General features: G+C 70.4%; 22 protein-coding genes. 16 read left to right on the forward strand and 6 right to left on the reverse strand.

Features of this window, described 5'->3' with window-relative positions:
• The first annotated feature begins 189 nt into the window (after positions 1 to 189).
• From ftsZ to IE206_RS06940, 6 genes are all read left to right on the forward strand, one after another.
• On the forward strand, positions 190 to 1,392 hold the full coding sequence (gene ftsZ / locus IE206_RS06915) for a cell division protein FtsZ (protein WP_189961110.1): 1,203 nt from the start codon (positions 190 to 192) through the stop codon (positions 1,390 to 1,392).
• A gap of 52 nt (positions 1,393 to 1,444) precedes the next feature.
• On the forward strand, positions 1,445 to 2,152 hold the full coding sequence (gene pgeF / locus IE206_RS06920; protein WP_373300878.1) for a peptidoglycan editing factor PgeF: 708 nt from the start codon (positions 1,445 to 1,447) through the stop codon (positions 2,150 to 2,152).
• Positions 2,153 to 2,158: 6 nt separating this feature from the next.
• On the forward strand, positions 2,159 to 2,878 hold the full coding sequence (locus IE206_RS06925) for a YggS family pyridoxal phosphate-dependent enzyme (RefSeq protein ID WP_189961112.1): 720 nt from the start codon (positions 2,159 to 2,161) through the stop codon (positions 2,876 to 2,878).
• Between the two features lie 140 nt (positions 2,879 to 3,018).
• Positions 3,019 to 3,636 (forward strand): cell division protein SepF, encoded by a 618-nt coding sequence (locus IE206_RS06930; RefSeq protein ID WP_161254125.1) that lies wholly within the window; start codon positions 3,019 to 3,021, stop codon positions 3,634 to 3,636.
• A 73-nt stretch (positions 3,637 to 3,709) separates the two neighbouring features.
• Positions 3,710 to 3,994, forward strand: a complete 285-nt coding sequence (locus IE206_RS06935; protein ID WP_053727781.1) for a YggT family protein — start codon at positions 3,710 to 3,712, stop codon at positions 3,992 to 3,994.
• A 49-nt stretch (positions 3,995 to 4,043) separates the two neighbouring features.
• Complete coding sequence (locus tag IE206_RS06940) at positions 4,044 to 5,198, forward strand: DivIVA domain-containing protein (RefSeq protein ID WP_189961113.1); 1,155 nt, start codon at positions 4,044 to 4,046, stop codon at positions 5,196 to 5,198.
• A 561-nt stretch (positions 5,199 to 5,759) separates the two neighbouring features.
• Here IE206_RS06940 and ileS read toward each other — a convergent pair.
• Positions 5,760 to 8,900 (reverse strand): isoleucine--tRNA ligase, encoded by a 3,141-nt coding sequence (gene ileS, locus IE206_RS06945; protein WP_189961114.1) that lies wholly within the window; start codon positions 8,898 to 8,900, stop codon positions 5,760 to 5,762.
• A gap of 564 nt (positions 8,901 to 9,464) precedes the next feature.
• Here ileS and IE206_RS06950 point away from each other — a divergent pair.
• From IE206_RS06950 to IE206_RS06970, 5 genes are all read left to right on the forward strand, one after another.
• Positions 9,465 to 10,442, forward strand: a complete 978-nt coding sequence (locus IE206_RS06950; protein WP_189961115.1) for a TraR/DksA family transcriptional regulator — start codon at positions 9,465 to 9,467, stop codon at positions 10,440 to 10,442.
• Positions 10,443 to 10,504: 62 nt separating this feature from the next.
• A complete protein-coding gene (lspA, locus tag IE206_RS06955; RefSeq protein ID WP_189961116.1) occupies positions 10,505 to 11,071 on the forward strand; it encodes a signal peptidase II in 567 nt (188 codons plus the stop codon).
• A 71-nt stretch (positions 11,072 to 11,142) separates the two neighbouring features.
• Positions 11,143 to 12,084, forward strand: coding sequence for an RluA family pseudouridine synthase (locus tag IE206_RS06960; protein ID WP_189961117.1), 942 nt, complete (start codon positions 11,143 to 11,145; stop codon positions 12,082 to 12,084).
• Complete coding sequence (locus IE206_RS06965) at positions 12,081 to 12,542, forward strand: GNAT family N-acetyltransferase (RefSeq protein ID WP_189961118.1); 462 nt, start codon at positions 12,081 to 12,083, stop codon at positions 12,540 to 12,542. The genes IE206_RS06960 and IE206_RS06965 overlap by 4 nt, the downstream gene beginning before the upstream one ends.
• A gap of 113 nt (positions 12,543 to 12,655) precedes the next feature.
• Positions 12,656 to 14,242: a Na+/H+ antiporter gene (locus IE206_RS06970; RefSeq protein ID WP_189961119.1), complete on the forward strand. Its 1,587-nt coding sequence runs from the start codon at positions 12,656 to 12,658 to the stop codon at positions 14,240 to 14,242.
• 148 nt (positions 14,243 to 14,390) lie between these two features.
• Here IE206_RS06970 and IE206_RS06975 read toward each other — a convergent pair whose 3' ends face one another.
• A complete protein-coding gene (locus tag IE206_RS06975) occupies positions 14,391 to 15,443 on the reverse strand; it encodes a mechanosensitive ion channel family protein (RefSeq protein WP_189961120.1) in 1,053 nt (350 codons plus the stop codon).
• Positions 15,444 to 15,473: 30 nt separating this feature from the next.
• On the opposite strand from IE206_RS06975, the gene IE206_RS06980 reads away from it, so the two are divergent.
• Positions 15,474 to 16,052 (forward strand): dienelactone hydrolase family protein, encoded by a 579-nt coding sequence (locus IE206_RS06980; RefSeq protein ID WP_189961121.1) that lies wholly within the window; start codon positions 15,474 to 15,476, stop codon positions 16,050 to 16,052.
• Positions 16,053 to 16,123: 71 nt separating this feature from the next.
• Here IE206_RS06980 and IE206_RS06985 read toward each other — a convergent pair whose 3' ends face one another.
• The 3 genes from IE206_RS06985 to IE206_RS06995 form a co-directional block, all read right to left on the reverse strand.
• Positions 16,124 to 16,933 (reverse strand): thioredoxin domain-containing protein, encoded by an 810-nt coding sequence (locus tag IE206_RS06985; RefSeq protein ID WP_189961122.1) that lies wholly within the window; start codon positions 16,931 to 16,933, stop codon positions 16,124 to 16,126.
• Positions 16,934 to 16,996: 63 nt separating this feature from the next.
• Positions 16,997 to 17,671, reverse strand: a complete 675-nt coding sequence (locus IE206_RS06990) for a hypothetical protein (protein ID WP_189961123.1) — start codon at positions 17,669 to 17,671, stop codon at positions 16,997 to 16,999.
• A 54-nt stretch (positions 17,672 to 17,725) separates the two neighbouring features.
• Positions 17,726 to 19,054 (reverse strand): DUF2252 domain-containing protein, encoded by a 1,329-nt coding sequence (locus tag IE206_RS06995; protein ID WP_189961124.1) that lies wholly within the window; start codon positions 19,052 to 19,054, stop codon positions 17,726 to 17,728.
• 223 nt (positions 19,055 to 19,277) lie between these two features.
• On the opposite strand from IE206_RS06995, the gene dnaE reads away from it, so the two are divergent.
• A complete protein-coding gene (gene dnaE, locus IE206_RS07000; RefSeq protein WP_189961125.1) occupies positions 19,278 to 22,823 on the forward strand; it encodes a DNA polymerase III subunit alpha in 3,546 nt (1,181 codons plus the stop codon).
• Between the two features lie 69 nt (positions 22,824 to 22,892).
• Here dnaE and IE206_RS07005 read toward each other — a convergent pair whose 3' ends face one another.
• Positions 22,893 to 23,072 (reverse strand): hypothetical protein, encoded by a 180-nt coding sequence (locus tag IE206_RS07005; protein WP_189961126.1) that lies wholly within the window; start codon positions 23,070 to 23,072, stop codon positions 22,893 to 22,895.
• A gap of 266 nt (positions 23,073 to 23,338) precedes the next feature.
• Here IE206_RS07005 and IE206_RS07010 point away from each other — a divergent pair, with 266 nt between their 5' ends.
• The 3 genes from IE206_RS07010 to IE206_RS07020 all read left to right on the forward strand — a co-directional run bounded on the left by IE206_RS07010 (position 23,339) and on the right by IE206_RS07020 (position 26,507).
• Positions 23,339 to 24,589, forward strand: a complete 1,251-nt coding sequence (locus IE206_RS07010; RefSeq protein WP_189961127.1) for an NYN domain-containing protein — start codon at positions 23,339 to 23,341, stop codon at positions 24,587 to 24,589.
• A gap of 74 nt (positions 24,590 to 24,663) precedes the next feature.
• On the forward strand, positions 24,664 to 25,671 hold the full coding sequence (locus IE206_RS07015; RefSeq protein WP_189961128.1) for an ABC transporter ATP-binding protein: 1,008 nt from the start codon (positions 24,664 to 24,666) through the stop codon (positions 25,669 to 25,671).
• Between the two features lie 32 nt (positions 25,672 to 25,703).
• On the forward strand, positions 25,704 to 26,507 hold the full coding sequence (locus tag IE206_RS07020; protein WP_226598841.1) for an ABC transporter permease: 804 nt from the start codon (positions 25,704 to 25,706) through the stop codon (positions 26,505 to 26,507).
• Positions 26,508 to 26,533: the final 26 nt, after the last annotated feature.

The raw sequence follows: 26,533 nt of genomic DNA on the forward strand, positions 1-26,533 counted from the left end.
CGTTGAACGCGCGCCACTTGTCGACTTAGTGTCCTGTTCGGAAGAGTCCAGCGAACAGACACACTGGTAACCCTAAACTTCAACGTTAGGGTTCGGGCCGGCGATACGGACCGTCCCAATCGGCATTCGTCGTCACCTTGCGGCAACCGCGAAGTGACGACCCGTAACTCGAGGCGAGAGGCCTTCGACGTGGCAGCACCGCAGAACTACCTCGCAGTCATCAAGGTCATCGGTGTCGGCGGCGGTGGTGTCAATGCCATCAACCGAATGATCGAGGTCGGTCTCAAGGGCGTCGAGTTCATCGCGATCAACACTGACGCACAAGCACTGTTGATGAGCGACGCCGACGTCAAGCTCGACGTCGGCCGTGAACTCACCCGCGGCCTCGGGGCCGGAGCCAACCCGGCAGTCGGGCGCAAGGCGGCAGAGGACCACCGTGAGGAGATCGAGGAGGTCCTCAAGGGGGCCGACATGGTCTTCGTCACCGCCGGCGAAGGCGGCGGCACCGGCACCGGCGGCGCCCCCGTCGTCGCCAACATCGCGCGCTCGCTCGGCGCCCTGACGATCGGTGTGGTCACCCGCCCGTTCACCTTCGAGGGCCGGCGCCGGGCGAACCAGGCGGAGGACGGCATCGCCGAGCTCCGCGAAGAGGTCGACACCCTCATCGTCATCCCGAACGACCGGCTGCTCTCCATCTCCGACCGTCAGGTCAGCGTCCTGGACGCGTTCAAGTCCGCCGACCAGGTGCTGCTCAGCGGTGTCCAGGGCATCACGGACCTGATCACCACGCCGGGCCTCATCAACCTCGACTTCGCCGACGTCAAGTCGGTCATGTCCGAGGCCGGTTCGGCGCTCATGGGCATCGGCTCGGCCCGCGGCGACGACCGCGCGGTGGCCGCCGCCGAGATGGCGATCTCCTCGCCGCTCCTGGAAGCCTCCATCGACGGCGCCCGCGGCGTGCTCCTCTCCATCTCCGGCGGGTCCGACCTCGGCCTGTTCGAGATCAACGAGGCCGCCCAGCTGGTCAGCGAGGCCGCCCACCCCGAGGCCAACATCATCTTCGGCGCGGTCATCGACGACGCCCTCGGCGACGAGGTGCGCGTCACGGTCATCGCGGCCGGCTTCGACGGCGGACAGCCGCCGGCCCGCCGGGACAACGTGCTCAGCGCCTCCGCCTCCAACAAGCGCGACGAGCCCGCTCCTTCGCGCCCGGCCGAGGTGTCCCGTCCGCTCGGCGGACTCGGCACGGTCCGCGAGGAGCCGCCGGCCCCCCCGGCCCCGGTCGAGCCCGCCCCGGTCAACGAGGCCCCGGCCCCCTCGGCCATCCCGACGGCCCGTCCCTACCCGGACAGCCAGGCCGAAGAGCTGGACGTCCCGGACTTCCTCAAGTGACTGAAGTGACGTTTCGAAGCGATCTCTTGAAGTGATACGAGAGCAGGGCACTGTGAGCGGCGCGCACTTCGCCTTCACCGACCGGTGGGGCGGGGTGAGCGCCGTTCCGTACGAGGAGCTCAACCTCGGCGGCGCGGTCGGCGACGACCCCGCCTCGGTCCGCACCAACCGCGAACGCGCCGCCACGTCGCTCGGGCTCGACCCGGCCCGGGTGGTCTGGATGAACCAGGTGCACGGCCGCGAGGTCGCCGTCGTCGACGGCCCCTTCAGCCCGGGCGACCGGACCGCGGTGGACGCCGTGGTGACGGGCCGTCGCGGAACCGCGCTCGCGGTGCTCACCGCGGACTGCACCCCGGTCCTGCTGGCCGACCCGGTGGCGGGGGTCGCGGGCGCGGCCCACGCGGGCCGGCCCGGAATGGTCGCGGGCGTGGTGCCCGCCGCCGTCGAGGCGATGGTCTCGCTCGGCGCCGACCCGGCCAGGATCGTCGCCCGCACCGGCCCCGCCGTCTGCGGACGCTGTTACGAAGTACCCGAGCGGATGCGGGCCGAGGTCGCCGGGGCCGAGCCCGCCGCCTGGTCCGAGACCAGCTGGGGCACGCCGGCCGTGGACGTCACCGCGGGGGTACTCGCCCAACTGGCCGCCCTCGGCGTCAGCGATGTCGAGGCCTCACCGGTCTGCACGCTCGAATCGCCCGACCACTTCTCGTACCGCCGCGACCGCACCACTGGGCGGCTCGCCGGATATGTCTGGCTGGACTGACGACTCATGACGGATCGCAAGACCGAACTCGCCGAGAACCTCGCACGGGTGGAGGAACGTATCGCCTCCGCCTGCGCCGCCGCCGGGCGCAAGCGGTCGGACGTGACCCTCATCGTGGTCACCAAGACCTACCCGGCGAGCGATGTGCGCCTGCTGCACGGACTGGGCGTACGCCACGTCGCGGAGAACCGGGACCAGGACGCGGCCCCCAAGGCGGCGGCCTGTGCGGACCTCGACCTGACCTGGCACTTCGTGGGCCAGTTGCAGACCAACAAGGTTCGTTCTGTTGCCAGTTATGCCGATATGGTGCAGTCGATCGACCGGGCCAAGCTGATCGGTTCGCTCTCGACCGCGGCCGTACGGGCCGGGCGCGAGCTGGGCTGCCTCATCCAGGTGGCCCTGGACGCGGAGTCCGGCGAGCGGGGCGATCGCGGAGGGGTCGCTCCCGACGGGATCGCGGAGTTGGCCGCGCTGGTCGAACAGGCGCCAGGGCTCCGGCTCGGCGGTCTGATGACGGTGGCGCCGCTGGCCGGTGAGTACGCCGGACGGCAACGGGCGGCCTTCGAGCGGCTGCTGGAATTCTCATCCCGCCTGCGCGGGGACCATCCGGCTGCGAACATGGTGTCAGCAGGGATGAGTGCGGACCTCGAAGAGGCCGTTGCGGCCGGAGCGACACATGTACGCGTCGGAACGGCGGTACTCGGAGTCCGACCCCGGCTCGGGTAACGTCGCGAAGCAAGTCGGACCACAGCAGAAAATATGGTCATTCCCACTCTTCGGTGGGCAGACCGCGTGGATCGTGGGCCCTTGGTGACGCTGCCACTTGGCGACAGGAGCGATCCACCACAGAGCGGAGGAATCTGAGCATGGCCGGCGCGATGCGCAAGATGGCGGTCTACCTCGGCCTCGTGGAGGACGATGGGTACGACGGCCGGGGGTTCGACCCCGACGACGATTTCGAACCCGAGCCCGAACCGGAGCGCGACCGTCGGCGGCACCAGCCTCCGCACCAGTCCCCGCTCCAGGACGAACGGGACGAACCGGTACGAGTAACTCAGCCTCCGGCACCGAGAGAACCGGTTCAGCTATCGGTAGAAAGCGGGCGTCCGGCGCGAATTGCACCCGTGGCGTCCATCACACCTGAACGTCCGAGCCTGGAGAAGAACGCACCGGTGATCATGCCCAAGGTCGTGTCCGAGCGGGAGCCGTACCGCATCACCACGCTGCACCCGCGGACCTACAACGAGGCCCGTACCATCGGGGAACACTTCCGCGAGGGCACTCCGGTGATCATGAATCTCACGGAGATGGACGACACCGACGCGAAGCGACTTGTCGACTTTGCTGCCGGACTCGTCTTCGGCCTGCATGGCAGCATTGAACGGGTGACGCAGAAGGTGTTCCTGCTGTCTCCTGCTAACGTCGATGTCACGGCGGAGGACAAGGCCCGCATCGCAGAGGGCGGATTCTTCAACCAGAGCTGAGAACACGAAACCGGGAACGAACCGGCCGGGAACGGGCCGGGGCTTGTGAAGCAAGGGGAGAGGGAAGCGCGAGATGGGCGTCGCACTACAGGTTGTCTACATCGCGCTGATGTGCTTCCTCATCGTGCTGATCTTCCGGCTCGTCATGGACTACGTTTTCCAGTTCGCCCGTTCATGGCAACCCGGCAAGGCGATGGTGGTCATTCTTGAGGCCACCTACACTGTCACCGATCCACCGCTCAAGCTTCTGCGGCGGTTCATTCCGCCGCTGCGTCTCGGGGGCGTGGCACTCGACCTGTCCTTCTTCGTTCTGATGATCATCGTCTACATCCTGATCAGCATCGTGGTCAGGTTGTGAACGATACGGTCCTGCCGACTGCCGACGACTACGTAGAGGTGAAGAAGAGATGCCGCTGACCCCCGAGGACGTGCGGAACAAGCAGTTCACGACGGTCCGCCTCCGAGAAGGCTATGACGAGGACGAGGTTGATGCCTTCCTCGACGAGGTCGAGTCGGAGCTGACGCGACTGCTCCGCGAGAACGAGGATCTGCGCGCCAAGCTGGCCGCCGCCACCCGCGCCGCCGCGCAGAACCAGCAGCAGCAGGGCATGCGCAAGCCGGAGCCGCAGGACGGCCGAGGCCAGGGTGCACCCGTGCCCGCCGCCATATCCGGTCCGCCGCAGGTCCAGCAGCAGCCGCAGATGGGTCCGCCCCAGCTGCCCAGCGGTGCGCCGCAGCTGCCGGCGGGACCTGGCGGTCACGGCCCGCAGGGCCAGCACGGCCCGGGCCAGATGGGCCAGGGCCCCATGGGCCAGGGTCCGATGGGCCAGAACCAGCTGGGTCAGGGCCCCATGGGCCAGAACCAGCTCGGTCAGGGCCCCATGGGCCAGATGGGCGGCCCCATGGGCGGCCACGGCCCGCAGATGGGACAGCCGGCTCCGGCTCCCGGTGGCGACAGCGCCGCCCGGGTGCTCTCCCTCGCGCAGCAGACCGCCGACCAGGCGATCGCGGAGGCCCGTTCCGAGGCCAACAAGATCGTCGGCGAGGCCCGCAGCCGCGCCGAGGGTCTGGAGCGCGACGCCCGTGCCAAGGCGGACGCCCTGGAGCGGGACGCGCAGGAGAAGCACCGCGTCGCGATGGGCTCCCTGGAGTCCGCCCGCGCCACGCTGGAGCGCAAGGTCGAGGACCTGCGCGGCTTCGAGCGCGAGTACCGCACGCGGCTGAAGTCCTACCTGGAGTCCCAGCTGCGTCAGCTGGAGACCCAGGCCGACGACTCGCTCGCGCCGCCGCGTACTCCGGCGACCGCGTCGCTGCCGCCGGCTCCGCAGATGAGCGGGTCCATGGCGTCGGCCGGTGCCGGGGCGATGGGGCACCCGATGGGTGGCCAGCAGTCCATGGGCGGCCAGCAGTCCATGCCGAGCGCGCCGTCCTACGGTGGTCAGCAGCAGATGTCGCCGGCGATGACCCAGCCGATGGCGCCGGTGCGGCCGCAGGGGCCTTCGCCCATGCAGCAGGCTCCTTCGCCGATGCGCGGCTTTCTGATCGACGAGGACGACAACTGACGGGGTCTGCGCGTGTGACCCACGCGTAGCCGTCGGCAGGCTGCGAGGGCCGGTACCGGGGTTTCCCCTGGTGCCGGCCCTCTGCCGTGCCCCGGGCGGGCGGGGCGGCCGGCGGGCTGCGGGCGCCGGGCGCCTGCGGCGGGGTGCGGCTCGGAGGGCTGCGCCGGGGCTCTGCCCCAGATCCCGTCTGCCCCTCCCCGCCCCTTCCCTCAGCCCTCCGGGGGTGGGGGTGGGCTGAGGTCCATTGCCGGGGCGCTGCCCCCGGGCCCCCGCTCCTCGAACGCCGGAGGGGCTGAATATGCGGGTGGTCGGGTGCGGACCGTGCGTGGCTGGTCGCGCAGTTCCCCGCGCCCCTTGCGGGGTTGATCCCGGCCGGCGCCGCATCTTCAAGCCGTCCGGCGTTTGAGGACGAGAGCGCCCTTCAGGCGCGAACGGGGTCCGGGGGCCGCAGCCCAGGAGACGACCCGCTGTGCCGCACCGACACCCCCGGAGGGTCTCGGGAGGAAAACGCGATGGCCCGCCCCCGGGGTTCCGGGGGCGGGCCATCGGTGTGAGGGGCCGCTATGCCTTGCGGAGGCGGAACGTCAGGCTCAGGGGCTCGTCCGTGAAGGCGGAGCCGTACGTGGCGTCGGCAGACCCCGCCGCGTAGTCCGTCGCCAGGACCTCCTCGGCGATCAGGCCCGCGTGGGCCGTCAGGGCCGAGGAGACCTCCGGGTCCGTGGACTCCCAGCGCACCGCGATCCGGTCCGCCACGTCGAGCCCGCTGTTCTTGCGCGCCTCCTGGATCAGCCGGATCGCGTCACGGGCCAGGCCCGCGAGGCGCAGTTCCGGGGTGATCTCCAGGTCGAGGGCGACCGTCGCGCCGGAGTCCGAGGCCACCGACCAGCCCTCGCGCGGGGTCTCGGTGATGATGACCTCGTCGGGGGCCAGCGACACGGACTCGCCGTTGACCTCGACCGACGCCGTGCCCGTGTCGCGCAGCGAGGCGGACAGGGCCGCCGCGTCGGCCGCCGCCACCGCCTTCGCCACGTCCTGCACGCCCTTGCCGAACCGCTTGCCGAGCGCCCGGAAGTTGGCCTTCGCCGTGGTGTCGACCAGCGAGCCGCCCACCTCGGAGAGGGAGGCCAGGGAGGAGACGTTCAGCTCCTCCGTGATCTGTGCGTGCAGTTCGGGCGAGAGGGTTTCGAAGCCCGTCACCGCGACCAGGGCCCGCGACAGCGGCTGGCGCGTCTTGACGCCCGACTCCGCGCGCGTCGCCCGGCCCAGCTCCACCAGGCGGCGTACCAGCGCCATCTGCTGCGAAAGCGCCGGGTCGATCGCCGCCGTGTCCGCCTTCGGCCAGGACGTGAGGTGGACGGACTCCGGCGCGTCCGGGGTCACCGGCACCACCATGTCCTGCCAGACGCGCTCGGTGATGAACGGCGTCAGCGGGGCCATCAGGCGGGTGACCGCCTCGACCACGTCGTGCAGGGTGCGCAGCGCGGCCTTGTCGCCCTGCCAGAAGCGGCGGCGCGAGCGGCGTACGTACCAGTTGGAGAGGTCGTCGACGAAGGAGGACAGCAGTTTGCCCGCCTTCTGGGTGTCGTACGACTCCAGGGCCGAAGTGACGCCCTCCACCAGGGAGTTGAGCTCGCTCAGCAGCCAGCGGTCCAGGACCGTGCGGTCGGCCGGGGCCGGGTCCGCCGCGCTGGGCGCCCAGCCGGACGTACGGGCGTACAGGGCCTGGAAGGCGATCGTGTTCCAGTACGTCAGGAGCGTCTTGCGCACGACCTCCTGGATCGTGCCGTGGCCCACCCGGCGCGCGGCCCACGGGGAGCCGCCGGCCGCCATGAACCAGCGCACCGCGTCGGCGCCGTGCTGGTCCATCAGGGGGATCGGCTGGAGGGTGTTGCCGAGGTGCTTGGACATCTTGCGGCCGTCCTCGGCCAGGATGTGGCCCAGGCACACGACGTTCTCGTAACTGGACTTGTCGAAGACCAGGGTGCCCACGGCCATCAGCGTGTAGAACCAGCCACGCGTCTGGTCGATGGCCTCGCTGATGAACTGCGCCGGGTAGCGGGACTCGAAGAGCTCCTTGTTCCGGTGCGGGTAGCCGTACTGGGCGAACGGCATCGAACCCGAGTCGTACCAGGCGTCGATGACCTCGGGCACGCGCACCGCTTCGAGGGAGCAGCCCTCGTCGGTGCAGGTGAACGTCACCTCGTCGATGTACGGGCGGTGCGGGTCCAGGGCCGACTGGTCCGTGCCCGTCAGCTCGGTCAGCTCCGCGCGGGAGCCCACGCACGTCAGGTGGCCCTCCTCGCAGCGCCAGATGGGCAGCGGGGTGCCCCAGTAGCGGTTGCGGGACAGCGCCCAGTCGATGTTGTTCTTCAGCCAGTCGCCGAAGCGGCCTTCCTTGACCGAGTCGGGGAACCAGTTGGTCTTCTCGTTCTCCCGCAGCATCGCGTCCTTGACGGCGGTGGTGCGGATGTACCAGGACGGCTGCGCGTAGTAGAGCAGCGCGGTGTGACAGCGCCAGCAGTGCGGGTAGCTGTGCTCGTACGGGACGTGGCGGAAGAGGAGGCCGCGCTCCTTCAGGTCCTCCGTCAGCTTCTCGTCGGCCTTCTTGAAGAAGACGCCGCCGACCAGCGGAACGTCCTCCTCGAAGGTGCCGTCGGGGCGGACCGGGTTCACGACCGGCAGCCCGTACGCCTTGCAGACCAGGAGGTCGTCGGCGCCGAAGGCGGGGGACTGGTGGACCAGACCGGTACCGTCCTCGGTCGTCACGTACTCGGCGTTGACGACGTAGTGGGCCGGGGCCGGGAACTCGACCAGCTCGAAGGGGCGCTGGTAGGTCCAGCGCTCCATCTCCTTGCCCGTGAAGCTCCGGCCGGTCACCGACCAGCCTTCGCCGAGCGCCTTCTCCAGGAGCGGCTCGGCCACGACGAGCTTCTCCTCGCCGTTCGTCGCGACGACGTACGTCACCTCGGGGTGGGCCGCGACCGCCGTGTTGGACACCAGGGTCCACGGGGTCGTCGTCCACACCAGGAGGGCCGCCTCGCCCGCGAGGGGGCCGCCGGTGAGCGGGAAGCGGACGAAGACCGAGGGGTCGACGACCGTCTCGTAGCCCTGCGCCAGCTCGTGGTCCGAGAGGCCCGTGCCGCAGCGCGGGCACCAGGGGGCCACGCGGTGGTCCTGGGTGAGCAGGCCCTTGTTGAAGATCTCCTTCAGGGACCACCACACGGACTCGACGTACTGCGGGTCCATGGTGCGGTACGCGTCGTCCAGGTCGACCCAGTAGCCCATCCGGGTCGTGAGGTCGGCGAAGGCGTCGGTGTGGCGGGTCACGGACTCGCGGCACTTGGCGTTGAACTCGGCGATGCCGTACGCCTCGATGTCCTTCTTGCCGTTGAAGCCGAGCTCCTTCTCGACCGCCAGCTCGACGGGCAGGCCGTGGCAGTCCCAGCCGGCCTTGCGGGCCACGTGGTAGCCCTGCATCGTGCGGAAGCGGGGGAAGACGTCCTTGAAGACGCGGGCCTCGATGTGGTGGGCGCCCGGCATGCCGTTGGCGGTGGGCGGGCCCTCGTAGAAGACCCACTCGGGGCGGCCCTCGGACTGTTCGAGGCTCTTGGCGAAGACCTTGGACTGCTCCCAGAAGTCGAGCACGGCGTGCTCGAGGGCGGGCAGGTCTACCTGGGCGGGCACCTGGCGGTACTGCGACATCCGTTCATCCTCCGGCGGATCGTCGTGCGGTTCCGTCGGAGGGACGAGAGCCTGCCCTCGTGGGGCGCTCCCGCGGTACCACCCTCCTTGGCGGTGTGCGGAACACCGCCCCCTCATTGGGGTCGCGAAGCCGGTTCTACCGGACTCCTGGTGGGGAGTCTTTCTTCCGGCGGCTCGGGGGTGATCTTCACCGCGCGCTCGCCTCCGGGCTCACACCGTCCCCGGATCGCTCTTGGCTGCGTACGCCGCTACTCGTCCCGTCCACGCCTCTCGCTGGGGCCAGTGTACGGGGCCCGGCGAAGGGCGGCCGACCGGTTTTCGGCGGACCCGTGGCGAAGGGCGCGTACGTGACCCGAATGGCCATACGGACCCCGGCGGAGTCCCGCTCCGCCCGTCCGGCGGATTACCGGGCCGGGAGCTGGGCACAACGGTTGCAGGTTCGTCTTGCCGCCGGTCCGGGGCGGGGCGAACCGGCGGCGTGCCCCGTTGCCGCGGGCCTGGGGTCGATTTATCGTCCCAGCACGATTCGCGAGCAAGATCACAATATGTGAAGGGGCCGCGGCCATGGTGGCGAAGAAGACCGCCGTAGAGACCACAACGGCGTCCACAAGAGCCAGTGCCACACGTGCTGCCGCAGGCGCCACCAAGGGCTCGGCGGCCAAGGACACGGACGGGAAGAAGAGCACCGCCGCCAAGAAGGCCGCGGCGAAGAAGACCGCTGGTGCCAAGACCGCCAAGACCGCCAAGACCGCCAGAACTGATGCGACGAGGGCAGCCGAGGCCGAGGAGGCGGCCGCCGAGGAGTCGGCCAAGGCGGAGCCCGCCAAGAAGGCCGCCAAGAAGGCCGCGAAAAAGGCCGCGAAAAAGGCCGCGAAAAAGGCCGTCGCCAAGAAGGCCGCGGCCGGCAAGGCAACCGGGACGGCGCGGGTCGCGTCCGACAAGGCGACCGACAAGACGGCGCCGGCGAAGTCGGCCGGGGCGGGCGCCAAGAAGGCCGCGACCGCGGCCCAGGGGGCGGCTGCGGCCGCGGAAGAGACGGGAGCCAAAAAGGTGGTTGCGAAGAAGACTGCGGGAGGGGCAACGGCGGCGAGGGCCGCCGCGGCGTCGGCGGTGCCGGCGGCCCGTGCCGTCGCCACGACCGCCCCGGGGGAGCTTCCGGTCCGGCCCGGCGAGGACCCGTGGACCCCGGCGGAGGTCGCCGAGGCCCGTAACGAGCTGTCCAGCGAGGTGCTGCGGCTGCGCAGCGAGATCGAGGCCTCGGAGGCGGCGCTGGCGGGCCTGATGCGCGACTCCGGCGACGGCGCGGGCGACGACGACGCCGACACCGGGACCAAGAACATCACCCGCGAGCACGAGATGGCGCTCGCCGCCAACGCCCGCGAGACCCTGGAGCAGACCGAGCACGCCCTGGAGCGCCTGGACGCCGGGACGTACGGCTACTGCGAGGTCTGCGGGAAGCCGATCGGAAAGGCCCGGATGCAGGCGTTCCCGCGCGCCACCCTGTGCGTGGAGGACAAGCAGAAGCAGGAACGGCGGGGCTGAGTCCGTACAGGTGTGCCGTACCCTCGTGCTCAGTCAGGCACCTAGTCGGTTGAGGGACTCACGTGGCAGAGGCGGAGCGCATCATCGGTACGCCGGAGGTGGAAGGGGCCGACGGGCAGGCGGCCCCTGCCGAGCAGCCGAAGGGCAAGCGGAAGATCGCCGTGCTGTTCGCGGTGGCGCTCTTCGCCTACCTTCTGGACCTCGGCAGCAAGATGCTCGTGGTGGCCAGGCTGGAGCACCACGAGCCGATCAAGGTCATCGGTGATCTGCTCCAGCTGAACGCGATCAGGAACGCGGGCGCCGCCTTCGGGATCGGCGAGGCGTTCACGGTGATCTTCACGATCATCGCGGCGACCGTGATCGTGGTGATCGCGCGGCTCGCGCGCAAGCTCTACAGCCTGCCGTGGGCGATCGCGCTCGGCCTGCTGCTCGGCGGCGCGCTCGGCAATCTCACCGACCGGATCTTCCGCTCGCCCGGCATTTTCGAGGGCGCGGTCGTCGACTTCATCGCCCCCAAGGGCTTCGCGGTCTTCAACCTGGCCGACTCCGCGATCGTGTGCGGCGGCATCCTGATCGTGATCCTGTCCTTCCGCGGCCTCGACCCGGACGGCTCCGTCCACAAGGACTGAGCGCCCGCCCCCAAAGCCCGGCCGCCGGACGCGCGGCGGGGGATGTCGGTGGGGCAAGGCATACTCGACGGGTGAGCACGATTCCCGAGATCCGCACCCTGCCCGTTCCCGACGGCCTCGAAGGCGAGCGCGTCGACGCCGCCATCTCCCGCATGTTCGGGTTTTCCCGTACCAAGGCGGCCGAGCTTGCCGCGGCGGGGAAGGTCCAGGTCGACGGCGCCGTGGTCGGCAAGTCCGAGCGGGTGCACGGCGGGGCCTGGCTGGAGGTCGAGATGCCGCAGGCGGCGGCTCCGGTCCAGATCGTCGCCGAACCCGTCGAGGGCATGGAGATCGTCCACGACGACGACGACATTGTCGTGATCATGAAGCCGGTGGGCGTCGCCGCCCACCCGAGCCCGGGCTGGACGGGCACCACGGTCATCGGCGGCCTCGCCGCGGCCGGCTACCGCATCTCCACCTCCGGCGCCGCCGAGCGCCAGGGCATCGTGCACCGCCTCGACGTCGGCACCTCCGGCCTGATGGTCGTCGCCAAGTCCGAGCGGGCGTACACCTCGCTCAAGGCGCAGTTCCGCGAGCGGGTCGTCGACAAGCGCTACCACGCGCTCGTCCAGGGCCACCCGGACCCGATGAGCGGCACCATCGACGCCCCGATCGGGCGCCACCCCAACCACGACTACAAGTGGGCCGTGACCGCCGAGGGCAAGGCGTCGGTCACGCACTACGACCTGATCGAGGCGTTCCGTGCCGCCTCGCTGCTCGACATCAAGCTGGAGACGGGCCGCACGCACCAGATCCGCGTGCACATGTCGGCCCACCGCCACCCCTGCGTCGGCGACCTCACCTACGGTGCCGACCCCACCATCGCCAAGCGCCTCAAGCTGACGCGCCAGTGGCTGCACGCGGTGCGCCTCGGCTTCGAGCACCCCTCCGACGGCGAGTGGGTCGAGTTCGAGAGCCAGTACCCGCAGGACCTCCAGTACGCCCTCGACACGATCCGGGCCGAGAGCGAGTGACCTCCTACCGGGTCCGCATCGCCGAGGACGCCGCCGACCGCGAGGCCTGCTTCGCCGTGCGCAAGCAGGTGTTCGTCGTCGAGCAGCAGGTGCCCGAGGACGTGGAGTACGACGCGTACGACGCGAGCGCCCTGCACGTCCTCGCCGAGGGCGACCAGGGGCCGCTCGGCACCGGGCGGCTCCTGTACGGGCCCGGTGTGCTGCACAAGACCGGGGACGCGGACACGGGCTCGCTCGGCCGGCTCGCGGTCACCTCGGCGGCCCGCGGGCTGGGCGTCGGCGCGGCCCTGGTGCGCGCCATCGAGGAAGCCGCCCGTGAACGCGGTCTGACCGCGGTCGACCTGCACGCGCAGACGCAGGCCCTGGGCTTCTACGAGCGGCTCGGGTACGAGGCGTACGGCCCGGAGTTCCAGGACGCGGGGATCGAGCACCGCGCGATGCGGCGGGCGCTCCCGTAGCACCGTCCTCCGGGCGCTTTGGCCCCCGATGGGCGGTTGGGGCGGGTTGCGTGGCACGCTGGAGGCCTTGATCGTCCAGGCCGTCCAGGCCCGCACCGCCCCGGAGGGCATCCGTGGATCAGCTGGCCCTGCTGCTCGTGCTCCTCCTCGGCGCGGTGGTCACGGTCCCGCTGGGGGACCGCCTCGGGCTGCCCGCGCCGGTGCTCATGACGATCGGCGGGATCGTGATGGCGCTGCTTCCGTTCGTGCCGAACGTGGACATCTCGCCGGAGTTCATCCTTCCGCTGGTCCTTCCGCCGCTGCTCTACGCCTCCGTACAGCGCACGTCCTGGCGTCAGTTCACGGCCAACGTCCGGCCGATCTTCCTGCTCGCCGTGGCACTCGTCTTCGTGACCACGGCCGCCGTCGCGGCCGTCGCGGGCTCCATCGTGCCGGGGCTGCCGATCGCCGCGGCCGTCGCGCTCGGCGCGCTCGTCGCACCGCCCGACCCGGTCGCGGCGACGGCGGTGGCGGGCTCGCTCGGCCTTCCGCGCCGCCTGGTGTCGATCCTGGAGGGCGAGGGCCTGTTCAACGACGTCACCGCGATCGTGCTCTACCACGTGGCGATCGCGGCGACCGTGAGCGGGAGCTTCTCGTGGGCGTCGGCGGCCGGGGAGCTCGTGCTGTCCGCCGTGGTCGCCGTCCTCGTCGGCCTCGCCCTCGGCTGGGCCGCCAACAAGCTGATGGGGCTGCTCGGCGACCCCACCCTCCAAATCGGCCTCACCCTCCTGGTCCCGTTCGTCGGCTACGTACTGGCCGAGGAGTTCGGCGGCTCCGGGGTCCTCGCCGTGCTGACCGTGGCCCTTTTCCTCGCCGAGCACACGATGGATGCCGACGACGTACAGGGCCGGCTCGCCGGGGCCACGTTCTGGCAAATTGTCGACACCCTGGTCACCGGCGTCGCGTTCGGCCTCATCGGGCTCGAACTCCACAACGTGTTCGGCACCGCGACCGGCCGCGAACTGCACATGTTCGCCTGGGCGGCGGCCGTGGTCGGCGTCGTCGTGGGCGTACGGCTCCTGTGGCTGCTCCCGGCGACCTGGCTCGCCAAGCGGCTGCACACCAAGCGCGACTACGACGAGGAGATCCCCACGTCCTGGCGGGAGACCATCGTCATGTGGTGGGCCGGGATGCGCGGTGTGGCCTCGGTGGCCCTCGCGCTCGCCATCCCGCTGAAGACCGACGACGGCTCGCCCTTCCCCGGCCGCGACGAGATCGTCTTCATCGCCTTCGCCGTGATCATGACCACCCTGGTCTTCCAGGGGCTCACCCTGCCCTGGCTGGTCAGGAAGCTCGGAGTACGGGCCGACACGGACGCCGAGCGAGGCCTGGAGCGGGACCTCGCGATCCGCGCCGCGAAGGCCGCGAAGCGGCGCCTCAAGGAGATCGAGGAGTTCGAGGAGCTGCCCGAGGACGTCATGGAGCAGTTGCAGCGGCGGGCGTACGACGTGGGGGCGCGGATCAGTCCCGACATGGTCGACGAGGAGCGGCGCGAGGCATACGCGAAGCGGGTGCAGCGGATCCGGGCGGTGCAGCGGATTCAGCGCGAGATGATGTCCGCGGCCCGGCACGAGGTGCTGTCGGCGCGCAGCGAGCCCGGAGCCGACCCGGAGATCGTGGACAGGGTGCTGCGGCAGCTGGATGTGCGCAGCCTGAAGTGAGCCGGGGTTCCTCGGGGCTTCGCCCCGGACCCCCCCACCTGGGGGCTTCGCCCCCGGATCCCCCTTTTTCGTCTGCGGGCCGTGGTCCGTTGTGCCCACCCGTTCCGCTGTGCGGAACGCCTGCCCATGGCCGGGGAGCCAAGGAGGGTCAGTCCTGTGGAGGGGGCGGGGGCTGGCCCTGGGTCGTGATCCTTGGCAGCGCGTACGGATGTTCCGCGTGCAGCCACGCCACCATCTGCTCCCTCACCGTCACCCTGACCGTCCAGATGTCGTCCGCGTCCTTCGCCGTCACCGTTGCCCGTACCTGGATCGTCGACGGGGTCGTGTCCGTCACCGCCAGGGAGAAGTCGCGGCCGTCCCAGGCCGGGCACTCCTTGAGGATCAGGGCGAGGCGTTCGCGCATCAGGGGGAGCGGGGCCGAGTGGTCCAGGTGGAAGAAGACCGTGCCGGTCATCTGGGCGCCGCCGCGGGACCAGTTCTGGAAGGGCTTGCTGGTGAAGTACGAGACCGGCATGGTCAGGCGGCGCTCGTCCCAGGTGCGTACCGCGAGGAAGGTCAGCGTGATCTCCTCGACGACGCCCCACTCCCCGTCCACCACCACCGTGTCGCCGATCCGCACCATGTCGCCGAAGGCGATCTGGAGCCCCGCGAAGAGGTTGCCGAGGGTGGACTGCGCCGCCACACCGGCGACGATGCCCAGGATGCCCGCCGAGGCCAGCAGGGAGGTCCCCGCCGTGCGCATCGCGGGGAAGGTGAGCAGCATCGAGGCGACGGCCACCACGGCCACGATCGCGCTGACCACCCGCTGGATGAGCGTGACCTGGGTGCGGACCCGGCGGACCCGGGCAGGATCGCGGGTCGAGGCCGCGTAACGGGTGTATGAGGACTCCACGACGGCCGTGGCGATCCGCACCACCAGCCAGGCGCTCGCGCCGATCAGGACCAGCGTGAGGAGCTGGCCCAGACCCGCCTCGTGGTCCTGCACCGGCGCCCACTCGATCTCGTCGTAGGAGCCGCGCAATATCGCGGTGAGCAGGACGAGGCGCAGGGGTATGCGGCAGCGGCGCAGCAGGTCCCACAGCGGGGTCTCGCGGTGCCGGGCGTCGACTCTGCGCAGCAGCCGGTCGGCCAGCCACGCCACCACCAGCGTGAGCACGACCGAGCCGCCGATGACGATCAAGGGACGCAGCACGTTCTCCATGCCTTCGACCGTAACTGGCACGATGGCCCCATGAACATCATGCTTTTCCATTCGGTCTTCGGTCTGCGTCCCGCTGTACAGGAGGCGGCGGAGCGGCTGCGGGCCGCCGGCCACGAGGTGCACGTCCCCGACCTGTACGAAGGCCGCACCGCGCAGACCGTCGAGGAGGGCAGGGAGCTCAAGGACGAGATCGGCAAGGACGAGCTTCTGAAACGAGCCATTCTCGCCGCCGCCCCGTACTCCGAGCGGGGTCTCGTCTACGCCGGGTTCTCGCTCGGCGGGTCCATCGCGCAGACCCTGGCGCTCGGCGACGAGAAGGCCCGCGGACTGCTGCTGCTCCACGGCACCTCGGACATGGCCGAGAACACGGCCGTGGACGAGCTGCCCGTCCAGCTGCACGTCGCCGACCCGGACCCGTTCGAGTCGGGTGACTGGCTCAATTCCTGGTACCTCCAGATGCAGCGGGCCGGCGCGGACGTGGAGATCTACCGCTACCCGGGCGCCGGCCACCTCTACACCGACCCGCAGCTGCCCGACTACGACGAGGCGGCCGCCGAGCAGACCTGGCGCACCGCGCTGGGATTCCTCGACAGCCTGGCCGGCGCGTAAGGGCACAGGAACGCCGAACGGGCCGTGCGGACCCGGAGGTTCGCACGGCCCGTTCGACGGCCGTCAGGGGATCAGCCCTTGAGCGCCTTGTCGATCGCGGCCGAGAAGGAGGCCGTGTCCATCGGCGCGTTCTCCGAGCCCTCCGCGGTGACCTTCTTGCCGTTCATCTTCAGCGTGGGCGTGCCGGTGACGCCGCTGCTGTTGAACTTGTCCGACATGACCAGCGCCCACTTGTCGTAGGTGCCGTCCTTGACCGCCTTGTCGAAGGCCGCGTTGCCCTTGAGCGCCGGAACGGTGTCGGCGATCTCGATCAGGTAGTCGCGGCTGTTGAACTTGTCGGTGGTCTCCTCGGGGTGGAACTTGGCCGAGTAGAGCGCCGACTTGTACTCCAGGAACGCCTCGGGGCTGACGTTCAGCGCCGCGCCGAGCGCGCTCAGCGCCGTCTTCGAGCCGGTGCCCGGGCTGCCGTTGTCGATGAACGTGGCGCCGATGAACTGGATCTTGTACTTGCCCGCGTCGACGTCCTTCTTGATCGTCGGGCCGACGGCCTGCTCGAACTGCGAGCAGATCGGGCAGCGCGGGTCCTCGTACAGTTCGAGGGTCTTCTTCGCGTCGGCCTTGCCGATGACGACGGTCGTGCCGTCGCTGCCCGAGTTGGCGGGCTTCACCAGCGTCTTGTCCTTGGCGGCCTCCCACGCGGTGGGCTTCATGGCCTGCATGATCGCGTAGCTGGCGCCGCCCGCGAGGGCGAGGACGCCGACGACGGACGCGGCCACGATGATCTGGCGACGGGTCTTGGCCTTCTTGGCCTCGCGCTCGCGCTCCGCTCGCAGCCGCTCGCGGGCGGCAGCCTTGTTGGCCTGGCTGTTGCGGGAACTCATGATCTTCTTCTCCGGATGGCAGGTGGGGAAAGTGACGGGGACTGCTGTGCTCGGAAGCCGACCTCAGACGAGGGCGGGCGACGGGCAGGGCGGTCCCCTTCGTGCCACGGAGTGCACCAGGAGGCGGGTGCGCGACGGGCCGGGCCTGCCGTGCGCCGGGCGCGCGAGCGGGCACTCGGCGCCGACGACGGCGCGCACCACGGCGGCCGCGACCAGCAGCGGCCGGAACGCGAACGCGGCGACCGCGCGCAGCAGTCGGGCGAGCGCCGCCTCGCCCCGGCGCAGCCACAGGGCGGCGAGCAGTCCGACCGTCAGATGAGCCGCGAGCAGCAGCCAGGGCGCGGCCGGGCCGGGGTGGGTCAGCAGGGTGGCCGCGTTCGCCGGGGTGCCCACGGCACCCAGGGTGCCGCCGCCGCACAGCACGTCGAATCCGACCGCGCGCAGGGCGCCCGCGACGGGCCCGCCGGCCGGGCCGTAACAGACGTGCTGACCGGTGGTGAACAGGGTGTCGGCGGCCAGCTCCAGCGGGACCAGGGCCCCCGCTATCGCCCAGTAGCCGCGCTCGCGGCCGGCCAGCGCGTACGCGATGACGAACACCGCGCCGGCCGCCGCGGCCACCAGCGTGAGCGGCAGCGGGACCCGCGAGAGCAGCACATGGGACGCGGTGGAGAGCGTCACGACGAGCGCCGTGAAAAGCGCCGCGCGTGCCGCTCTGAGCTGCGTCCCGGATATGTCCATCGCGGGTGAGTGTGCCATGTCCGGCTGTCGGTTGTGCCTAAGAGTTCTCTGAGACTAGAGACCCGGAATCCGACCGTTACGGAACAGGTCCACGAAGATCTGGTGGTCGGCCCGGGCCCGCGCGCCGTAGGAGTGCGCGAAGTCGACGAGCAGGTCCCCGAAGCCCTCCTCGTCGGCGGCGATCGCCGCGTCGATGGCGCGCTCGGTGGAGAACGGCACCAGCTCGGAGTGGCCGCTCTCGTCGTCCGCCGCCGCGTGCATCGTGGCCGTGGCCCGGCCGAGGTCGGCGACGACCGCCGCGATCTCGTCCGGGTCGTCGATGTCCGACCAGTCCAGGTCCACCGCGTACGGCGAGACCTCGGCGACCAGCTGGCCCGCCCCGTCCAGCTCCGTCCAGCCCAGCCACGGGTCGGCGGCGGCCTGCAGAGCCCGCTGCGAGATCACCGTGCGGTGCCCCTCGTGCTCGAAGTAGCCGCGCACCGCCGGGTCCGTGATGTGCCGGGACACCGCCGGGGTCTGCGCCTGCTTGATATAGATCACCACATCGTTCTCCAGGGCGTCGCTGTGCCCCTCCAGAAGGATGTTGTACGAAGGCAGACCGGCCGAGCCGATCCCGATCCCGCGGCGCCCGACGACGTCCTTCACGCGGTAGGAGTCCGGGCGCACCAGGCTCTCCTCGGGCAGCGTCTCCAGGTAGCCGTCGAAGGCGGCGAGGACCTTGTAGCGGGTCGCCGCGTCCAGCTCGATCGAGCCGTCGCCCTCGGTGAACCGGCGCTCGAACTCCCGGATCTCGGTCATCGAGTCCAGCAGCGCGAACCGGGTCCGGGCACGGGCGTCGCGCAGCGCGCCGAGGAGGGGGCCCTCGGCCGTGTCCAGGGTGAAGGGCGGAACCTCGTCGTCCTTGGCGCCCGAGGCCAGCGCGTGGATGCGCTCGCGGTAGGCGGCGGCGTAGGTGCGCACCAGGGAGGTGATCTGCTCGTCGCTGAACGCCTTGGTGTAGCCGATCAGGGCGAGCGAGGCGGCGAGGCGCTTGAGGTCCCAGGTGAAGGGCCCCACGTACGCCTCGTCGAAGTCGTTGACGTTGAAGATCAGGCGGCCGTTGGCGTCCATGTACGTGCCGAAGTTCTCGGCGTGCAGGTCGCCGTGGATCCAGACCCGGCCGGTGCGCTCGTCCAGATAGGGGCCGCCGTGCTGTTCGCGCTCCAGGTCGGCGTAGAACAGGCACGCCGTGCCCCGGTAGAAGGCGAACGCCGAGGCCGCCATCTTGCGGAACTTGACCCGGAAAGCGGCCGGGTCGGCGGCCAGGAGCTCGCCGAACGCGGTCTCGAAAACGGCGAGTATCTCTTCGCCGCGCGTCTCCGCGCTGGGCTGCGGGACCGACATCGCTGGGTGCCTCCTGGTGCGTACTGCCTGCGTCACGATCGGGACGGGTTGTGCCCCTTCCAACGCGCGACCGTACCCCGGAGTGCCCGTCGGTCGCCCGGCCACCGCCCCTCGTCGGGGTGCTTCGCGCCGCGGATCCCCCTCGGCTGTCAGCGGGGCGACGTAGACTCCAAGGCTGTCCCCCTGCTCCGTGAACCCCCTCTTGCCGTTGGAGGCCCCACCCGTGACTGGCACGTCCAAGACACCGTTCACGCACCTTCACGTCCACACCCAGTACTCGCTCCTGGACGGTGCCGCGCGGCTCAAGGACATGTTCGACGCCTGCAATGAGATGGGCATGACGCACATCGCCATGTCCGACCACGGCAACCTGCACGGTGCCTACGACTTCTTCCATTCGGCGAAGAAGGCGGGCGTCACGCCGATCATCGGCATCGAGGCGTACGTGGCCCCCGAGTCGCGGCGCAACAAGCGCAAGATCCAGTGGGGCCAGCCGCACCAGAAGCGCGACGACGTGTCCGGTTCGGGTGGTTATACGCACAAGACGATCTGGGCGCACAACAAGACGGGCCTGCACAACCTCTTCCGCCTTTCCTCGGACGCGTACGCCGAGGGCTGGCTGCAGAAGTGGCCGCGGATGGACAAGGAGACGATCTCGCAGTGGTCGGAGGGGCTCATCGCCTCCACCGGCTGCCCCTCCGGCGAGGTCCAGACCCGGCTCAGGCTCGGCCAGTTCGACGAGGCGCTGCAGGCGGCCTCGGACTACAAGGACATCTTCGGCGAGGGCAAGTACTTCCTGGAGCTGATGGACCACGGCATCGAGATCGAGCGCCGGGTCCGCGACGGCCTGTTGGAGATCGGCAAGAAGCTCGGCATCCCGCCGCTCGTCACCAACGACTCGCACTACACCTACGCCCACGAGGCGTCCGCGCACGACGCCCTGCTCTGCATCCAGACCGGCAAGAACCTCTCGGACCCGGACCGCTTCCGCTTCGACGGCACGGGCTACTACCTCAAGTCCACCGAGGAGATGTACGCGGTGGACTCCTCGGACGCCTGGCAGGAAGGGTGCGCCAACACCTTCCTCGTGGCGGAGCAGATCGACACCGAGGGGATGTTCGTCGAGAAGAACCTGATGCCGAAGTTCGACATCCCCGAGGGCTACACCGAGGTCACCTGGTTCCGCGAGGAGATCGCGCGCGGAATGAAGCGGCGCTACCCCGGAGGCATCCCCGAGGACCGCCAGAGGCAGGTCGAGTACGAGATCGGGATCATCCTGGAGATGGGCTTCCCGGGGTACTTCCTCGTGGTCGCCGACTTCATCATGTGGGCCAAGAACAACGGCATCGCGGTCGGCCCCGGCCGGGGTTCCGCGGCCGGTTCGATCGTCGCGTACGCCATGGGCATCACCGACCTCGACCCGATCACGCACGGCCTGATCTTCGAGCGGTTCCTCAACCCCGAGCGCGTCTCCATGCCCGATGTCGACATCGACTTCGACGAGCGCAGGCGCGTCGAAGTGATCAGGTATGTGACGGAGAAGTACGGCTCCGACAAGGTCGCCATGATCGGCACCTACGGAAAGATCAAGGCGAAGAACGCCATCAAGGACTCCGCGCGGGTGCTCGGCTACCCGTACGCGATGGGCGACCGCCTCACCAAGGCGATGCCCGCCGACGTCCTCGGCAAGGGCATCGACCTCTCCGGCATCACCGACCCCAAGCACCCGCGCTACAGCGAGGCGGGCGAGATCCGGGCGATGTACGAGAACGAGCCGGACGTGAAGAAGGTCATCGACACCGCCAAGGGCGTCGAGGGCCTGGTCCGGCAGATGGGTGTGCACGCGGCCGGCGTGATCATGTCCAGCGAGCCGATCGTCGACCACGCCCCGATCTGGGTGCGGCACACCGACGGCGTCACCATCACGCAGTGGGACTACCCCCAGTGCGAGGCGCTCGGCCTGATCAAGATGGACTTCCTGGGCCTGCGCAACCTGACGATCATGGACGACGCCGTCAAGATGGTGAAGTCCAACAAGGGCATCGACCTGGAGCTCCTAGAGCTTCCGCTGGACGACCCGAAGACGTACCAGCTGCTCTGCCGCGGTGACACGCTGGGCGTGTTCCAGTTCGACGGCGGCCCGATGCGCTCGCTGCTCCGCCAGATGCAGCCCGACAACTTCGAGGACATTTCCGCCGTTTCGGCCCTGTACCGGCCGGGCCCGATGGGCATGAACTCGCATACGAACTATGCGGAGCGCAAGAACGGCCGCCAGGAGATCACGCCGATCCACCCGGAGCTCGAAGAGCCCCTGAAGGAGACGCTCGGTCTGACCTACGGCCTCATCGTGTACCAGGAGCAGGTGCAGAAGGCCGCCCAGATCATCGCGGGCTACTCGCTCGGCGAGGCCGACATCCTGCGCCGCGTGATGGGCAAGAAGAAGCCCGAGGAACTGGCGAAGAACTTCACCATCTTCCAGGAGGGGGCCAAGAAGAACGGCTACTCCGACGAGGCGATCCAGGCCCTGTGGGACGTCCTGGTGCCGTTCGCCGGATACGCGTTCAACAAGGCGCACTCCTCGGCGTACGGCCTGGTCACCTACTGGACCGCGTATCTGAAGGCCAACTACCCGGCCGAGTACATGGCGGCCCTGCTCACCTCGGTCAAGGACGACAAGGACAAGTCGGCCGTCTACCTGAACGAGTGCCGGCGCATGGGCATCAAGGTGCTGCCGCCGAACGTGAACGAGTCGGTGCACAACTTCGCCGCCCAGGGCGACGACGTGATCCTGTTCGGCCTGGAGGCCGTCCGCAACGTCGGTACGAACGTGGTCGACTCGATCATCCGCTCGCGCAAGGCGAAGGGGAAGTTCGCCTCCTTCCCCGACTACCTGGACAAGGTCGAGGCCGCCGCCTGCAACAAGCGCACCACGGAATCGCTCATCAAGGCGGGCGCCTTCGACACGATGGGTCACACCCGCAAGGGTCTGACCGCCCAGTTCGAGCCCATGATCGACAACGTGGTGCAGGTCAAGCGCAAGGAGGCCGAGGGTCAGTTCGACCTCTTCGGCGGCATGGACGAGGACAGCGGCGAGCCGGGCTTCGGCCTCGACGTCGAGTTCGGCGACGTGGAGTGGGAGAAGTCCTACCTGCTCGCCCAGGAGCGCGAGATGCTCGGCCTGTACGTCTCCGACCACCCGCTCTTCGGCCTGGAGCACGTCCTGTCCGACAAGGCGGACGCGGGCATCGGCCAGCTCACCGGCGGCGACTACTCGGACGGCTCGATCGTCACCATCGGCGGCATCATCTCGGGCCTCCAGCGCAAGATGACCAAGCAGGGCAACGCCTGGGCGATCGCCACCGTCGAGGACCTGGCCGGCTCCATCGAGTGCATGTTCTTCCCGGCCACCTACCAGCTGGTCTCGACCCAGCTCGTGGAGGACGCCGTGGTGTTCGTCAAGGGACGCCTCGACAAGCGCGAGGACATCCCGCGCCTGGTCGCGATGGAGCTGATGGTCCCCGACCTGTCGTCGGCGGGCACCAACGCGCCGGTCGTCCTGACCATCCCCACGGTGAAGGTCACCCCGCCGATGGTCAGCAGGCTCGGCGAGATCCTGGGGCACCACCGGGGCAACACCGAGGTGCGGATCAAGCTCCAGGGGCCGCGCTCGACGACCGTGCTGCGGCTCGACCGGCACCGGGTCCAGCCGGATCCGGCCCTTTTCGGTGACCTGAAGGTGCTGCTCGGCCCGTCCTGCCTGGCCGGCTGACCTCGCAGGACGTTCCGTACGAGAAAGGGGCGCACCCATCGGGTGCGCCCCTTCTTCATGCAATGACGGCTAGTTATGACCGAAGCGACGCTGGTGCTTACGGGCAACATCCGCCGGGCTGCCCTGGGCCTGCGACTGCGGCACGGCCTGGGACTCGAAGGCGGCGGACTTCGACTGCTCCTGCCCGCGCCCGGCGGCCTGGGAGCGGTCCTGCTGACTGCCCGACTTGCGGTTCTTGTTCTTGGCCATGGTGCTGCCTCCTGTGGGGGAACTCGGGGCCAGGGCCGCTGTCAGACTCACACAGAAGAACAAAGGGCGCATTTCGGATCATTACCGTGCGTGACGAAGTGGTGACCCCTCAATCCGCCACGCCGATGATCGAGTTCCGGTGCTCAACCCTTGCGCGGTCGGGCAGACTCGAAGGAAACCCGAAGTTCATTGGGTGATCTCCCGTACCCCCGCTCCTGTTATTTCTGTTTCTTCGGCTTTTCCGTTCCCGAAAGAGGGTGGAACGCATGGACCGCTGCGTCGTCCTGGTGGATGCCGGTTACCTGCTCGGTGCCGCCGCGAGTCTGCTCGCCGGAGAACCGGCCCGTTCCCGCATCACCGTCGACCATGCCGCCCTGATCCAAGGGCTCCGCGAGCGCGCTGAGGCCGACACCCAGCAGCCCTTGCTCCGCATCTACTGGTTCGACGGCGCCCCCGACCGGGTCCCGCAGCCCGAGCACCGCCGGCTGCGCGTGATGCCCAGGGTGACGGTCCGGCTGGGCGCGCTGACCCGCAGCGACGGCCGCTGGGCGCAGAAGGGCGTGGACGCCGCGATGCACGCCGAGCTGACCGAACTCGCCCGCAACCGCGCCTGCTCGGACGTGGTCCTGGTGACCGGCGACGGCGACCTGCTGCCGGGTCTGATGTCCGCGAAGGAGCACGGCGTCGCCGTTCACCTGTGGGCCGTGCAGGCCGCCGACGGCGACTACAACCAGTCCGAGGACCTGGTCGCCGAGGCCGACGAACGCCGGGTCCTCGACCGCGCCTGGATCACCCAGGCCGTCCGCGCCAGGGACCTCACCGGCATCTGCGCCCCGGCCCCCGCGCCCCGCCCCGAGATCGCCGCGATCCTCTCCGCGCCGCTGCCCGAATCCGCCCTCGCCGCCTCCGCCGAGCGCGCCGCCGAGGCCCAGGCCGCCGCCGTGCGCAACGGCACCGCGCCCCCCGAGACCGCCGGCGAGAACGGCACCTCGGTGCCCGCCCCGAGCGGCGCCAAGGGCGTACCGACGCCGAAGGACCTGGCCTCCCTGCGCGGGCCCGGCAGCGCCCCGGCCGCCCCCGCGCCGGCCTCGGCCGCCACCCTGCGCTGGTCCTCCGACAAAGGGTGGGTCGAGCGTCCGGGCGCTGCGCTCGGCGAGTCCCCCGAGACCGCCTCCCTGCCGACGCTGGCCCAGCTGACCAGCGCCGAGCAGCGCTGGGCCGACCGCGAGGAGGACATCACCACCGTCGGCGGCGACCCCTACGAAGTCGGCCAGGTCTTCGCCCGGCGCTGGATGGAACGCCTCCCCGAGCCCTCGCACGTACAGAAGCTGTCCACCATGTACCCGCGCATCCCGCACCGCATCGACGGTGAACTCCTGCGCTACGCCGCCCGGTTCGGCCTCCTCGCGCACAAGGACGACCAGATCGACGAGCACGACCGGTACGCGATCCGGGCCGGCTTCTGGCGCGAGATCGACGTCAGGGCCGCCGCCGAACGCCAGCCGGCCGGCGAGTAGCCGCCCTGCCCGGGGACGCCGTTCGGCCGCCCCCGGGGCCGGGTGGGTCCTTCGACCCCTTAGGCTCATTCCCCGTGAGTACCGGCACAGCAGCGGCGCGGGCCGGCACCGTTTGCGCGGTGCGGGGCCTGGTCAAGACGTACCCCGCGACGCGGGGCCGACGAGGTGCGCCGGGGACGCCCGAGGTCCGGGCCACCGACGGAATCAGCCTCGACGTGCGGCGCGGCGAGATCTTCGGACTGCTCGGGCCCAACGGCGCCGGCAAGTCCACCCTCGTACGCCAGCTGACCGGGCTCATGCGGCCCGACGCCGGCTCCGTCGACGTGCTCGGCCACGACCTGGTGCGCCACCCCGAGCGGGCCGCCCGCCTCATCGCCTACCTCGGCCAGGAATCCACCGCGCTCGACGAGCTGACCGTCTCGCTCGCCGCCGAGACCACCGGCCGGCTGCGCGGACTCACCCTGCGCGACGCCCGCGCCGAACGCGACGCGGTTCTGGCCGAACTCGGTCTTGACGACATCGCCGGGCGGCCGCTCAAGAAGCTCTCCGGCGGCCAGCGGCGCCTGGCATGCTTCGCCGCCGCCCTCGTCGGCGAGCGCCCCGTCCTCGTGCTCGACGAGCCCACCACCGGCATGGACCCCCTCGCCCGGCGCGCCGTGTGGGCCGCCGTCGACCGGCGGCGGGCCGAGCGCGGCGCAACCGTCCTGCTCGTCACCCACAACGTCATCGAGGCCGAGACCGTGCTCGACCGGGTCGCCGTGATCGAACGCGGCAGGGTCATCGCCTGCGACACCCCCGCCGGGCTCAAGGCCAGGGTCGCCGACGAGGTGCGGGTCGAGCTCGTGTGGCGCGACCGCGCCCCCGTCGAGGTCCCCGAGGTCGCGGCCCTGCGCGCCTCGGCGCAGGAGTCGGGACGGCGCTGGACGCTGCGGCTCAGCCCCGAGCGGGCCCGCGCCGCAGTCGCCACCGTCACCGGCGGCCCCGCCTTCGCCGCCCTCGACGACTTCACCCTGGCCACGCCGAGCCTGGAAGACGTCTACCTCGCGCTCGGCGGCCGCACGGAAGGGCTGGTGAAGGCGTGAGCGCCATTCCTCTGGAGAGCAGCGTGGAGGCCGTGGGGGCTCCGGCGAGCGGCGCCACCCGGCGCCCCGACGCCGCGGACGCCGCCCCGCTCGCCCCCCGCGCCCGGCTGCTGCCCGCGCTCGCCGCCGTCTACCGCGCCCAGCTCTCGCGGGCCCGGGTCGCGCGGATCCCGCTGCTCTTCGTCGCGACCTTCCAGTCCGTCGGCATCATGATCCTCATGCGCGGGGTGGTGGACGGCGGGAGCGAGGCCCGTGCGGTGGTCGCCGGGTCGAGCGTGCTCGTCGTCGCCTTCGTCGCCCTGAACCTGCTCGCCCAGTACTTCGGCCAGCTGCGGGCCGGCGGCGGCCTCGACCACTACGCGACGCTGCCCGTGCCGCCCGCCTCGGTGGTGCTCGGCACGGCCGCCGCGTACGCCTCCTTCACCGTGCCCGGGACCGCGGTGACGGCCGTGTTCGGCTGCGCTCTGTTCGGGCTCCCGATGGGGCACCTGTGGATCCTCGCCGCGGTGATCCCGCTCGCGGGAGCCGCGCTCTCAGGGCTCGGCGCGGCCCTCGGGCTGCTCGCGCCGCGGCAGGAACTCGCCACGCTCTTCGGCCAGTTGGGGATGTCGGCGGCGCTGCTGCTCGGCGTGCTCCCGGCCGGCCGGATGCCCGGGCCCATCGCGTACGCACGTGATCTGCTGCCTTCCACGTACGGCGTCGAGGCGTTCGCGCACAGCTTCGACGCGCACCCCGACTGGTCGCTCGTCGGGCTCGATCTCGGGGTGTGCGCGGCCGTCGGCGTCGTTTCGCTGGCCGCGGCCGCCTGGGCCTATCGCCGGGCGGCGGTCCGGTGAGGCGGCGCACGGACACGCCTGGCACG

Origin of the sequence: Streptomyces violascens (assembly GCF_014649955.1) — a bacterium.
Taxonomy (GTDB): Bacteria; Actinomycetota; Actinomycetes; order Streptomycetales; family Streptomycetaceae; genus Streptomyces; species Streptomyces violascens.